This window comes from Kitasatospora sp. NPDC038210 (assembly GCF_055600605.1).
Genome location: NZ_JBVJYK010000021.1, coordinates 17,344 through 30,548, shown reverse-complemented (window position 1 = coordinate 30,548; position 13,205 = coordinate 17,344). Strand labels below are relative to the sequence as shown.

Below are 13,205 nucleotides of genomic sequence, written 5' to 3'. Positions count from 1 at the left end.
CAGCGTGGTGCCGTGCGTGCGGAGCGGGCCCCGGGACGCGGTGGGCGGCCGCGCGCGGCGACCTGCCGCGGAGCGGCCAGGGTCGGGCGGGCGAACGCCGGATGATCACCGGTCATACTTGGGCGGCGGGGCCCGACCCGGGCGCCGCGGGCCGGGCCGGAGCACTCTCGGGCCGGCTGTGAGCCCGCGGGCGGGCCGGACCCCCGCAGGCCCGGCCGGACACCCGCAGACCAGCGCCGGACCCCGCGCGAGACCCGTGCGGAGACGTCCGTGAGCACCAGACCGGAGGAAGAACGATGAGCCCCCACCAGCCGACGAGTCGCCCGGCGGCAGGGGCTCCCGCGGTGCCCTGGAACCGGCAGCGGCTGCGCAGCAACAACGAGTGGCTGCTGCTGGAGCTGCTGCGCACCGGCGGCGGCTCCTCGCGCGCCCAGCTGGCCCGGGACACCGGTCTGTCCAAGCCGACCGTCTCCGCCGCACTGGCCGCCCTCGAACAGGCCGGGCTGGTCCGCGAGGCCGGTCGGCTGGCCCCCGAGCGGGGCCGCACCGCCGTGTTGTACGAGGTCGACCCGACGGCCGGGTACGTGCTCGGCGTGGACATCGGCCGGGCCCGGCTGCGGGTGGCGGTCGCCGACCTCGCCGGGGCGGTCGTCGCCCGCCGGGACGTGGCCAACGAGGGGAGCTCGGCGGACGCCGTCGCGGACGCCGTGGTGGCCGCCGCGCACGGGGCGGTCACCGACGCGGGCCTGGCGACCGACGACATCGTGCACGCGGTGATCGGTACCCCGGGCGTCTGGGACGAGCGGCGGCGCGGGGTGCGTTACGCCTCCCACCTGCCCGGCTGGGGCCGGCCGGGGCTGTTCGACCGGATCGCGGAGGAGTTGGGCACGGCCGTGTCGGTGGCCAACGACGCCAACTTGGCCGCGCTCGGCGAGTACACGCTGGGGGCCGGCCGGGGCAGCCGGATGTTCGCCTACCTGCTGGTCGGCACCGGGCTCGGACTGGGCGTGGTGAAGGACGGCGAGCTGCTGGTCGGCGCGCACGGCGGGCTGGGCGAGATCGGCCTGGTGCCGCTGCCCGCCCGTGGCGGCGAGCCGACCGGGACCATCGAGGAGGAGGCCGCCGCGGACGCGGTGGTGCGCAGTGCCCGGGAGTTCGGGCTGTCCGGGGCGGGCGGCGCCGGGCAGTTGACGGCGAAGCAGGTGTTCGAGCGGGCCCGGGCCGGGGAGGCCCCGGCGCTGCGGGCGGTGGAGCGGCAGGCGGAGCAACTCGCCTACGCGGTGGCCGTGCTGTCGGCCGTCCTGGATCCGGACCTGGTGGTGCTCGGGGGCGGGATCGGCAGCAGCGCGGACCTGCTGCTGGAGCCGCTGGAGCGGGCCCTGCACCGGCTCGCCCCGATGCGTCCGACGCTCGCGCCGAGCCTGCTGAGGGAGGAGGCGGTGCTCCTCGGCGCAGTCTCCACGGCGCTGGAGTCCGCCCGCCCGGAGGTGTTCGAGCGTCGGACGGCGGGGCTGCGCTGACCGTCGGGCGGGTCGGGGTGGCCGCGGAGGGCGCGGGGCCGGGACGCGCAGCGTGACGGCGACCGGGAGGGCGGACACGCTCGGTGGTCGCCAGATCTCGATCTGCAAACGAGTGGGGAAACGGTGCGCGGGGCGTGTGGGAACCCTGCTTGAATCGCACGACTCATCCAAACGGAACGGAGCGTTCTCCTCCCATGCCTTCACGCATACCCGGGCGCCGCCGGGCCGGTCTGGCCGGATTCGCCGGACTCGTCCTCACCGTCGGCCTGGCGCTGACCGGTTGCGACCCGTCGGCCGCCGACGCCACGTCGACGGCCTCCGCCACGCCGAGCGTCGCCGCCGCCCCGACCTCTCCCGCGCCGGTCGCGCCGCCGGCTACCCCCGCGGCGCCGGCCCCTGCCCCGGCCACCACGGCGCCGGAGCAGCCCGCCGCACCGGCCGCCACGCCCCCGGCGCCGTCCGTGGCCGCCTCGCAGCCCGCGGCGCCCAAGGCTCCGCAGCCGAAGGTGACCACCGCTCAGCCGCCGGCCGACCCGCAGCCGGAGCACACCGCGGCGGCCGCCGGCGGGTGTGAGATCCGCTCAGCCGCCGGCAACTGCTACGAGGCCGGACAGTTCTGCCGCAACGCCGACCTGGGGAAGAGCACCCACGACGCGAGCGGCCGGGAGATCTACTGCCGGATGGTCAGCGGCAAGCCGCACTGGCAGGCCTGACGCGGACGGGCCGCCGAGGCGTGCGGACCCTACGTCCGGTCCGAGTGGTACGACCCGGTCCCGGTGGTACGTCCGGTCCGGGTCGTGCGGGTTCCGGTGTCCGGCGGTCAGAGGTCGAGCACGCCCAGGGTGTCCCAGAACAGGTGCTCGTAGGACTGGAGCAGCAGCCCGTACTCGCGTGCGTCGGCCAGGGCCGGTGCGTCGAGCCCGTTCGCGCCGAGCGCGTCGGCGGCCTGCTGCTCCAGTCCGGTGGCGGGCCGGGCGAAGAAGTCGAAGAAGGCGCAGGCCTCGTCGTCGAAGCCGTAGTGGCTGCGCAGCGCCTTCCCGATGGTGGCGCAGTAGCCGCCCCAGGCGGCGAAGTTGGCGACCAGGGCGGCGGCCGCGGCCTCGGGTCGACCGTTGAGGGCGAGCCAGGCCAGGTAGGCGGGGTAGGCCTGGCAGCCGGGCAGCGGTGCTCGGGCCTCCGGTGCGGCGAGGTCGAGGCCGCTGGCGGCGGCGAGTGCGGGCAGCGTGCGCAGGGCGGCGCTCTCGCCCTCGGCCAGGGTGGCGAACCAGGCGCCGAGCGGGCGGTCCGCGCAGCGGGTGGCGAGCATGAGCAGGCTGCGGCGGTCGGAGCGGATGATCCGGTGCTGCTGGGCGGCGAGTTCGGCGAGTGCCGAGCGGGTGGCGGTGCCGGCGGCCAATGCCGTGACCAGCGCGGGGGCGGCGTCGCCGGGCGCCAACTCGGCGCGCAGGTCCTGGATCCGGTCGAGGATCGGGTGGTTCACCGGGGCCTCCGGGGTGCGGTTCGGTCCGGTGCCATTCCTACCGCCTGGCGGCGTCCGGAGGGCGGCGACAGGCCGGGCGGGTCCGGCCTGCTCGTGGTCGAGCGGCTCGCCGCCGCGTGGGTACCGATGCCCTGGTGCCGGGCACGCCGGTCCAGGCGCTGCGGCCCCGCAGCCGAGCGTGCGCGGATGAACGGGCGCGCCCGCCGTGTGCCCCGGGTGGGCTACCGCTTCCGCCTTCTCGGGCACGCCTGCCCGCCTGCGGGGCGAGCCTTCGCGATACTGCCGCCACGACGCATGAACCCACCCAGGCCACCAGGCAACCGCCGGTCGAGGGGTTTCGGGCCTGCCGACGGCGGTTAGCCGATCGGGCAGCACCCAACCGTGCTGACGGCAAGCACCGGGATCAGGAGGAGCAGACGATGAAGGTTGCCGACTACGTGTTGCAGCGGCTGCGCGAGTGGGAGGTCGAGTACGTCTTCGCCTATCCCGGCGACGGCATCAACGGGCTGCTCGCTGCCTGGGGACGGGCGGAGGACCAGCCGCGGTTCATCCAGGCCCGGCACGAGGAGATGGCCGCGTTCGAGGCGGTCGGCTACGCCAAGTTCTCCGGCCGCACCGGCGTGTGCGCCGCCACGTCCGGGCCGGGTGCCATCCACCTGCTGAACGGCCTGTACGACGCCAAGCTCGACCACGTCCCGGTGGTCGCGATCGTCGGGCAGACCGACCGCAGCGCCATGGGCGGCTCCTACCAGCAGGAGGTCGACCTGCTGTCCCTGTACAAGGACGTGGCGTCCGAGTTCTGCGAGATGGTCACCGTCCCCGAGCAGCTCCCGAACGTTCTGGACCGGGCGATGCGGATCGCCACCACCCGGCGCACGATCACCGCGCTGATCATCCCCGCCGACGTGCAGGAACTCGACTACACCCCGCCCGAGCACGCCTTCAAGCAGGTCCCCTCCAGCATCGGCATCCCCCACTACGCCCCCGTCCCCGCCGCCGAGGACCTCGCCCGGGCCGCGGAGATCCTCAACGCGGGCGAGAAGGTCGCCATGCTGATCGGCCAGGGTGCCAGGAACGCCCGCCGTGAGGTCGAGCAGGTCGCCGACCTGCTCGGTGCCGGCGTCGCCAAGGCCCTGCTCGGCAAGGACACGCTCCCGGACACCCTGCCGTACGTCACCGGCTCGATCGGCCTGCTCGGCACCCGCCCGTCCTACGAGATGATGCGCGACTGCGACACCCTTCTCGTGATCGGCTCCAGCTTCCCCTACAGCAACTTCCTGCCCGAGTTCGGCCAGGCCCGGGCGGTGCAGATCGACCTTGACCCGTCCATGGTGGGGCTGCGCTACCCGTTCGACGTCAACCTCGTCGGCGATGCCGCCGAGGCACTGCGCCGGCTGATCCCGCTGCTGGAGCCCAAGGCGGACGGGACGTGGCGCAAGACGGTGGAGGACAACGCGGCGCGCTGGTGGGAGGTGATGCAGCGCCGCGCCGAGGTGCCGGCGGACCCGGTCAACCCCGAGTACGTCGTCCACACCCTGGACGCCCTGCTGCCGGACAACGCGATCGTGGCCGCCGACTCCGGTTCGGCCGCCAACTGGTACGCCCGGCACCTGCGTTTCCGCGGCGGCGAGCGCGGCTCGCTGTCGGGGACGCTGGCCACCATGGGCCCGGGGGTGCCGTACGTGATCGGCGCGAAGTTCGCGCACCCGGACCGTCCGGCGATCGCGATCGTCGGCGACGGCGCGATGCAGATGAACGGGCTGGCGGAACTGATCACCGTCGCGAAGTACTACCAGGAGTGGGAGGACCCTCGCCTGGTGGTGGCGGTGCTCAACAACCACGACCTGAACCAGGTCACCTGGGAGATGCGGGCGATGCAGGGCGCCCCGCAGTTCGAGCCCTCGCAGGGCCTGCCGGACGTGCGCTACGCCGACATCGCCCAGCTGCTCGGCCTGTACGGGGCGCGCGTGGAGCGACCGGAGGACGTGGAGCCCGTGTGGCGCCAGGCGCTCGCCGCCGAGCGGCCGTTCGTCATCGACTTCCGTACCGACCCGGCGGTGCCACCGATCCCGCCGCACGCCACGTGGGACCAGATCAAGGCCGCGGCGATGTCGGTGATCAAGGGCGACAGCGACCGGGGCTCGGTCATCCGGCAGGGCGTGAAGGCGAAGGTCCAGGAGTTCCTGCCCGGCAGCGGCGGGAACTGACCGTGGCCGGCCAGGACACGAGCGAGCGGGTCGACCTGGCGGCGCTGGAGCGCGCGCTGCGGGACGAGGTCGACGGCGAAGTGCGCTTCGACCCGGGCAGCCGCGGAGCGTACGCGACCGACGGTTCCAACTACCGGCAGATCCCGCTCGGCATTGTGGTGCCGCGCACCGTGGAGGCGGGGGCGGCGGCGGTCGCGGTGTGCTCGCGGTTCGCCGCGCCGGTGCTCTCCCGGGGCGGAGGCACGAGCCTGGGCGGGCAGTGCACCAACACCGCGGTGGTCATCGACTGGACGAAGTACTGCAACCGCCTGGTGTCCGTCGATCCGCAGGCCAGGACGTGCGTGGTGGAGCCGGGCATCGTGCTGGACGAGCTGAACCGTCAGCTCGCCGAGCACGAGCTGATGTTCGGACCGAAGCCGTCCACGCACACGCACTGCGCGCTCGGCGGGATGATCGGCAACAACAGTTGCGGCGCCTCCGCCCAGGCCTACGGCAAGACCGTCGACAACGTCTGCCGTCTGGAGGTCCTCACCTACGACGGCACCCGGTTCTGGGCCGGCCCCACCGGCGACGACGAGTACGCGCGGGCCGTCGCGGACGGCGGGACGCGGGCCCGCCTGTACGAGGGTCTGAAGGACATCACCGGCCGGCATCTGGCCGAGATCCGGCGCGGCTACCCGAAGATCCCGCGCCGGGTCTCCGGCTACAACCTCGATTCCCTGTTGCCGGAGAACGGCTTCGACATCGCGAAGGCCCTCGTCGGCAGCGAGGGCACCCTGGTCACCGTGCTGCGGGCCGAGCTGCGGTTGGTCGAGGTGCCGGCCGCGGAGGCGCTGCTGGTGCTGGGCTTCGACGACATCTACCAGGCGGCCGACGCGGTTCCGGATCTGCTCAAGCACAGTCGGCCCGCCCAGCTGGAGGCCATCGACGGCCGCATGGCCCAGCTGATGCGCGAGGAGCACGCCTACCTCGACTCCCTGGAGCGGCTGCCCCGGGGCGACAGCTGGCTGCTGCTCCAGTTCACTGACGACACGAAGGAACGGGCGGACGCGCAGGCCCGCGAGCTGCTGCGCGCCATCGGTCGCGACGAGGGCGACGCGTCGGTGGCGTTCTCCGACGATCCGCCGCGCGAACACGAGATGCTCAAGGCCCGCGAGGCCGGCCTCGGCGTGACCGCCCGCCCGCCGGACGGCTCCGAGACGTGGGAGGGCTGGGAGGACTCCGCCGTCGCACCGGAGCGTCTGGGCGACTACCTGCGGGACCTGGAGCGGCTCTTCGACCGCTACGGCTACCAGCAGGCCTCCCTGTACGGGCACTTCGGGCAGGGCTGCGTCCACACCCGGATCCCGTTCGAGCTGCGCGAGGGCAAGGGCATCGAGGCGTTCCGTGCCTTCCTGATCGACGCCGCCGACCTGGTCGCCTCCTACGGCGGCTCCCTGTCCGGCGAGCACGGTGACGGGCAGGCCCGCGGCGAACTCCTGCCCCGCATGTTCGGCCGGACCCTCGTCGACGCGATGGGTGAGGTCAAGGCCCTGTTCGACCCGGGCAATCGGATGAACCCCGGCAAGGTCGTCCGCCCGCACCGCGTCGACGAGAACCTCCGTCTGGGCGCCGGCTGGCGGCCCGAGCCGCACCGGGCGACGCACTTCGCGTACGCCGACGACGGCCATGACTTCGGGCAGGCCGTCATGCGGTGCGTGGGCATCGGCAACTGCCGCACCCACCAGGGCGGCGTGATGTGCCCCTCGTACCGGGCCACCCTGGAGGAGGAGCACTCGACCCGGGGCCGGGCCCGGTTGCTGTTCGAGATGATCGGCGGACACCAGGACAGCCCGGTCACCACAGGGTGGCGCTCCACCGAGGTCCGCGACGCCCTCGACCTGTGCCTGGCCTGCAAGGGCTGCAAGTCCGACTGCCCGGTCGGGGTGGACATGGCCACCTACAAGGCCGAGTTCCTCGCCCACCACTACCGGGGCCGGCTGCGCCCCGCTGCCCACTACGCGATGGGTTGGCTGCCGCTGTGGACCCGGGCGGCCGGCTTGGCGCCGGTTCTGGCCAACGCCGTTCTGGACGCTCCCGGACTCAGTCGGCTCGGCAAGCTGATCGCCGGCATCGACCATCGACGTGAAGCGCCCGTGTTCGCCGCCGAGTCCTTCCAGGATGCCTGGCACCGGGCGGGGCGTGAGCGGCCCGACCCGCACGATCCGCGGACCGTGGTGCTGTGGCCGGACACCTTCACCAACCACTTCCACCCGCACATCGCCACGGCGGCGGTGCGGGTCCTGGAGGACGCCGGCTTCCAGGTCGCCGTCCCCGAGGGCCCCGTGTGCTGCGGCCTGACCCTTGTCTCCACCGGCCAACTCGCCACCGCCAAGCGGGTCCTTCAACGCACCATCCGGGTGCTGCGGCCGTGGCTGGAGGCCGGCACGCCGATCATCGCTCTGGAGCCGTCGTGCGCGGCCGTGTTCCGCACGGACGCCCCGGACCTGCTGGCCGGTGACCAGGACATCGTCCGGCTGGCCGCGCAGGTGCGGACGTTCGCCGAGCAGTTGGTCAATCACGCCCCCGACGGCTGGTGCCCGCCCCAGGTGGGCCGGGCAGCGACGGTGCAGACGCACTGCCACCAGCACGCCGTGCTGGGCGCCGATCCGGACCGCGAGCTGATGGACCGTGCCGGACTGGACGCGGACGTGCTGGACGAGGGCTGCTGCGGGCTGGCCGGCAACTTCGGCTTCGAGCGGGGGCATTACGACGTGTCCCAGACGATTGCCGAGCAGGGCGTCCTGCCGGCCGTCCGCGCCACCGCGCCGAGCGCGTTCGTCGTGGCGGACGGGTTCAGCTGCCGCACCCAGATCGAGCAGTCCGACACCGGCCGCCGGGCCGTGCACCTCGCCGAAGCCCTCGCGCTGGCGCTCGACGGCCCGGCGCCCGCCGACCACCCGGAGAAGGCCGTCGCCCGCCCGCAGGCCAGCCCCGCGGCCGGACGGCTCCTGGCTGCAGCAGCTGCGGGCACCCTGACGGGCCTGGCCGTGTGGGCCGCGCTGATCGCTCGCCACCACCGCAGGAGGAGGACGCCGTGAAATCACCCGCCGCGCTTGGGCACTCGCTGCACGAACGCCTGCACCACGAGGCGCGCGCCTACGCCGGCGACGCCGACCGCCCGCTCGCGGCCTACACCGGCCTCATGGGCACGTACGCGACCGCCGTGCTGGCCACCGCGGCAGCGGCACGGGCCACCCGCCGTCCCCTGCCCGACCCCGACTTGTGGGATGTCACCCTCAGCGCCCTGGCGACCCACCAGCTGGGCCGCCTGATCGCCAAGGACCCCGTGACCAGCCCGCTGCGCGCCCCGTTCACCCGCTTCGAGGGCACCTCCGGACCCGCGGAACTGGAAGAGGAGGTGCGGGGCACCGGCGCCCGGAAGGCGATCGGCGAACTGCTCAGCTGCCCTTTCTGCACCGGCCTGTGGATCGCCACCGGCATCACCGCCGGCACCCTCTTCGCGCCCCGGGCCACGCGCCTGGCCACCGCGACCCTGTCGGCGCTGGCCGCCGCCGACCTCCTGCATTTCGCCCGAGCTGCCCTCCAACGCGCGGCCGGCGAGACCTCATGACCGCCTCGGCGACGCCGACCGTCGACGGCCTGCGCGTATGGGTCCTCGACTTCCCCACCGACGTCCCGGAGGCCGACGGCACCGCCACCTGGACCAGCACCACCATGATCCTCGTCCAGGCCGGCTCCGGAGCCACCCGTGGCTACGGCTGGACCTACGGAGCCGCGGCCTGCGCCGACGTGATCACCGGCCTACTCGCCGAGCACGCCATCGGCCGCAGCGCCTTCGACGTGCCTGCCGCCAACGAGGCGATGCACCGCGCGCTGCGCAACGCCGGACGTCCCGGCATCGGCGGCTACGCCCTGTCCGCCGTCGACACCGCCCTGTGGGACCTGAAGGCCCGCCTGCTCGACCTGCCGCTCGCCGACCTCCTCGGACGCGCCCAGGACTCCGTGCCGGTCTACGGCAGCGGCGGCTTCACCACCTACGACAAGGGGCAGCTGGACACGCAGCTGCGCGGCTGGCTGGAGCAGCAGGCGATTCCCCGGGTCAAGATCAAGATCGGCGAGGCGTGGGGCACCCGGGAAGGGCGCGACCTGGCGCGGATCCGGCAGGCCCGCGAGGTGATCGGGCCGGACGGGGAACTGTACGTGGACGCGAACGGCGCCTACAGCGCCAAGCAGGCCGTCCGCCTCGCCCGGCGCTTCGAGGAGTACGGCGTGCGCTGGTTCGAGGAACCGGTCTCCTCCGACGACCTCGCCGGCCTCGCCCGGGTCCGGGACGCCGTCACGGCGGAGGTCGCGGCCGGCGAGTACGGCTTCACCCTGCCCTACTTCGCCGCCATGGCCCCGACGGTGGACTGCCTGCAGGCCGATGCCACCCGCTGCGGCGGCCTCACCGTCTGGCTGCGCGCGGCCGCCCTCGCCCAGGCCCACGGGCGGGACGTGTCCGGGCACTGCGCCCCGCACGTCCACGCCCACGCCGCAGCCGCCGTGCCGAACCTGCGTCACCTGGAGTGGTTCCACGACCACGTCCGGATCGAGGACCTCCTCTTCGACGGCACCCTCGACCCCACCGGCGGCGAGCTGCATCCCGGCCGCAACGGCGCCCCGGGCCTGGGGCTGACCCCACGCCAGGACGTCCTCGAACGCCACACCCGCACCACCGGCACCGCCTTGGCAGGCAGCCCGTAGCCATCGCCCCCGCGGGCCGGACCCGACCGGGCCGGGCAGCGGCCCACCCCCGCCCCACGTGCGCTGGAGGGAGAACCCGAGTGTCGAAGAGCGCCACCGTGCCGACCCCGCACGCGCTGCGCGACTACGCCCTGCTCGCCGACGGCCACCGCGGTGCCCTGGTCGGCCCGCGCGGCGACATCGTGTGGATGTGCGCACCCCGCTGGGACAGCGACGCCGTCTTCGCCGCCCTGATCGGCGGACCCGGCTGGTACACCGTCACCCCCACCGGCAGCTACGTGTGGGGCGGCTACTACGAGGCCGGCACCCTGATCTGGCGCAGCCGCTGGGTCACCACCGGCGGGATCGTCGAGTGCCGCGAAGCCCTCGCACACCCCGGGGCCCCCCACCGCGCCGTCCTTCTGCGCCGGCTCGTCGCCGTGGACGGCTCCGCCGAGGTCACGGTGAACCTCCAGGTGGCCGCCGGGTTCGGTGAGCACCGGCTGCGGAAGGTCAAACGCGTCGATGACGGACGCTGGACGGCACGTACCGCGGGCCTGCACCTGCGGCTGACCGGCCTGCCGGACGCGAAGACCGATGAGTCCGGCTCCCGCCCACACCTCACCGCCCGTCTGCGCCTGGAGACCGGCCAGCGGCACGACCTCGTCCTGGAGATCTCCGACCAACCGCTGGACGAGCCGCAGGAACCCGAGCGACTGTGGCGGGCGACCCAGGCGGCCTGGGCCGAGGACGTACCCGACATGGGCGCCGTGCTGGGCCGACGCGATGCCCGGCACGCGTACGCGGTGCTGCGCGGCATGACCGCGCTGGCCGGTGGGACGGTGGCCGCGGCGACCACGAGCTTGCCCGAGCGCGCGGAGCAGGGCCGCAACTACGACTACCGGTACGTGTGGATCCGCGACCAGGCCTACATCGGCCAGGCCGCGGCCGCCGCCGGAGCCGATGCCCTGCTGGACGACTCGGTGCGCTTCGTCACCGCCCGCCTCCTCGCACACGGATCCGGCCTGGCCCCCGCCTACACGGCCGACGGCGGCCCCGTCCCCGCCCCGCGCACCCTGGACCTGCCCGGCTACCCGGGCGGCTTCGACGTCGTCGGCAACCGGGTCAACCGCCAGTTCCAGCTCGACGGCTTCGGCGAGAGCCTGCTCCTGCTCGCCGCCGCCGCCCGCCGGGACCGGCTCGACGCCGACGGCTGGCGAGCGGCGAAGACCGCTGCCGACGCGATCGCCGCGCGTCACGGCGAGAACGACGCGGGGATCTGGGAACTCCACCCCGACCGGTGGACGCACAGCCGGCTGACCTGCGCGGCCGGACTGCGAGCCCTCGCCACCGCCCACCCCGCGTCCGGACGCGGCCTCGCCGCCCGCTGGGAGACCCTGGCCGACCGGATCGTCACCGATGCCGACCGCGACTGCCTGCACCCCACCGGCCGCTGGCAGCGTTCCCCGTCGGAGGAGGGCGTGGACGCCGCCCTGCTCCTGCCCGCCCTTCGCGGCGCGATCCCGGCCGACGACCCGCGCACCCGCGCCACCCTGAACGCCGTCCTGGCCGAACTGTGCGAGGACCACTACTGCTACCGCTTCCGCCACGACCAGCGGCCCCTCCAGGACGCGGAGGGCGCCTTCCTGCTCTGCGGGTTCCTCGTCGCCCTCGCCCACCACCAGCAGGGCAACGAGAGGGAGGCGCTGCGCTGGTTCGAACGCAACCGCGCCGCCTGCGGGCCGCCGGGCCTGTACGCGGAGGAGTTCGACGTCGCCCAACGCCAGCTGCGCGGAAACCTGCCCCAGGCCTTCGTCCACGCCCTGATGCTGGAGACCGCCCACCGCCTCGCGAGTGGCCCCTGACCCACGGCGGCGCCGGCGGGGAATCCGCGAAACGCCGGCCCAGGGCCTTCGGACGTGTAGTGCGATGCCTCGCCCAGCAGCGAACAGGTCGAAATGGCCGAGCGGCAGGACCGCATCCACGGCGTCAGCGGTGTGGCCGGACGGGTGGGGCACGGCAGGAAGGTTTGCCCTCGCGGGAGATGGGTTAGCCGCAAGTGCATGACACGTCACCCTCACTCTCCCCGAACTGTGGTGGTCACCGGAGCGAGCGGCGGGATCGGCCGGGCGAGCGCGCTCGCGTTCGCCGCCCGCGGGGACCGACTCGCGCTGATCGCCCGTGGCCGGACCGGTCTGGATGCGGCGGTGCGCGAGGCCGAGGCGGCCGGTGCGGCCAAGGCGATCGCTGTCGAGGCGGACGTCGCCGACCCCGACGCGATCGAGAAGGCCGCGCAGCGGATCGAGGACGAGCTCGGACCGATCGACGTATGGGTCAACGACGCCTTCGCCTCCGTGTTCGCGCCGTTCACCGAGATCAGCCCGGAGGAGTTCCGCCGGGTCACCGAGGTCTCCTACCTGGGCTACGTGTACGCCACCCGGGCCGCGCTGGCCCGGATGCTGCCCCGCAACAAGGGCGTGATCGTGCACGTCGGCTCCGCGATCGCCTACCGGGGCATCCCACTGCAGAGCGCCTACAGCGGCGCCAAGCACGCCATCCAGGGCTGGCACGAAGCACTGCGCTGCGAACTGCTCGCCTCCGGCACCGTGGTGCGCACCACCATGGTCCAGATGCCGGCGGTCAACACCCCGCAGTTCGACTGGGTACGCTCCCGTCTCCCGAAGCGCGCCCAGCCGGTTCCGCCGATCTACCAGCCCGAAGTCGCCGCCCGCGCCGTGGTCTTCGCCGCCGACCACCCCGGGCGCCGCGAGTACTGGGTCGGCGCCAGCACGGTGGCCACCCTGGTGGCCAACGCGATCGCGCCCGGCGTGCTGGACCGCTACCTCGCGCGCACCGGCTTCGACTCGCAGCAGAGCGGTGAGCGTCGACGCACCGATGACCCGGACAACCTCTTCGAGCCGGTCGACACCTGCGAGGACTTCGGGGTTCACGGGCGCTTCGACGACCGTGCCCGTGCCCGCAGTGTCCAGCAGCAGGCCGCCCAGACGCTCGCATCCGTCGGGGCCGGGGTGTGGCGGGCGGCCGGGCGGGTGAGGACGGGTTTGGCGCCGGGCCCGTGCGGGTTCGCATCAAGACGGTGGGGCAGACGCCTTCCGCCGACTGGAACGCCAACGCCGACAAGGAGTGTGTGATGCCACGCGGATCGCCATCCCCGGTACCGCCTGCCCCACCGGGTCGGCCTGCCCCGCCTGCCCCGCCGGATCCGGACGGCCCTCCCGTGACGCCCGACCCGCCCAGGCCGCCCGGATCTCC

At 74.0% G+C, this 13,205-nt stretch carries 9 protein-coding genes; 8 read left to right on the top strand and 1 reads right to left on the bottom strand.

The annotated features are described in order from the left end of the window. Positions 1–296 precede the first annotated feature (296 nt). Together ACZ7KX_RS32270 and ACZ7KX_RS32265 are read left to right on the top strand one after the other, a co-directional pair. Positions 297–1,520, top strand: coding sequence for an ROK family transcriptional regulator (locus tag ACZ7KX_RS32270; RefSeq protein ID WP_470329548.1), 1,224 nt, complete (start codon positions 297–299; stop codon positions 1,518–1,520). A gap of 194 nt (positions 1,521–1,714) precedes the next feature. After that, positions 1,715–2,233 carry a hypothetical protein gene (locus ACZ7KX_RS32265; protein WP_470329547.1) on the top strand — a complete coding sequence of 173 codons (519 nt, stop codon included), beginning with the start codon at positions 1,715–1,717 and terminating at the stop codon, positions 2,231–2,233. Between the two features lie 107 nt (positions 2,234–2,340). On the opposite strand, the gene ACZ7KX_RS32260 is transcribed toward ACZ7KX_RS32265, so the two are convergent. Beyond that, positions 2,341–3,000, bottom strand: coding sequence for a thiaminase II/PqqC family protein (locus ACZ7KX_RS32260; protein WP_470329546.1), 660 nt, complete (start codon positions 2,998–3,000; stop codon positions 2,341–2,343). Positions 3,001–3,419: 419 nt separating this feature from the next. Here ACZ7KX_RS32260 and ACZ7KX_RS32255 point away from each other — a divergent pair, with 419 nt between their 5' ends. The 6 genes from ACZ7KX_RS32255 (at position 3,420) to ACZ7KX_RS32230 (ending at position 13,084) form a co-directional block, all read left to right on the top strand. After that, complete coding sequence (locus ACZ7KX_RS32255) at positions 3,420–5,207, top strand: thiamine pyrophosphate-requiring protein (protein ID WP_470329545.1); 1,788 nt, start codon at positions 3,420–3,422, stop codon at positions 5,205–5,207. Next, positions 5,204–8,287 carry an FAD-binding and (Fe-S)-binding domain-containing protein gene (locus ACZ7KX_RS32250; RefSeq protein ID WP_470329623.1) on the top strand — a complete coding sequence of 1,028 codons (3,084 nt, stop codon included), beginning with the start codon at positions 5,204–5,206 and terminating at the stop codon, positions 8,285–8,287. Before ACZ7KX_RS32255 ends, ACZ7KX_RS32250 begins: the two co-directional genes overlap by 4 nt. Then, complete coding sequence (locus ACZ7KX_RS32245) at positions 8,284–8,820, top strand: DUF1360 domain-containing protein (protein WP_470329544.1); 537 nt, start codon at positions 8,284–8,286, stop codon at positions 8,818–8,820. Before ACZ7KX_RS32250 ends, ACZ7KX_RS32245 begins: the two co-directional genes overlap by 4 nt. Beyond that, positions 8,817–9,953 (top strand): enolase C-terminal domain-like protein, encoded by a 1,137-nt coding sequence (locus ACZ7KX_RS32240; protein WP_470329543.1) that lies wholly within the window; start codon positions 8,817–8,819, stop codon positions 9,951–9,953. Before ACZ7KX_RS32245 ends, ACZ7KX_RS32240 begins: the two co-directional genes overlap by 4 nt. Before the next feature lie 80 nt (positions 9,954–10,033). After that, entirely contained in the window at positions 10,034–11,797 is a 1,764-nt protein-coding gene (locus ACZ7KX_RS32235; RefSeq protein ID WP_470329542.1) for a glycoside hydrolase family 15 protein, read from the top strand. A 198-nt stretch (positions 11,798–11,995) separates the two neighbouring features. Then, a complete protein-coding gene (locus tag ACZ7KX_RS32230; RefSeq protein WP_470329541.1) occupies positions 11,996–13,084 on the top strand; it encodes an SDR family oxidoreductase in 1,089 nt (362 codons plus the stop codon). Positions 13,085–13,205 lie beyond the last annotated feature (121 nt).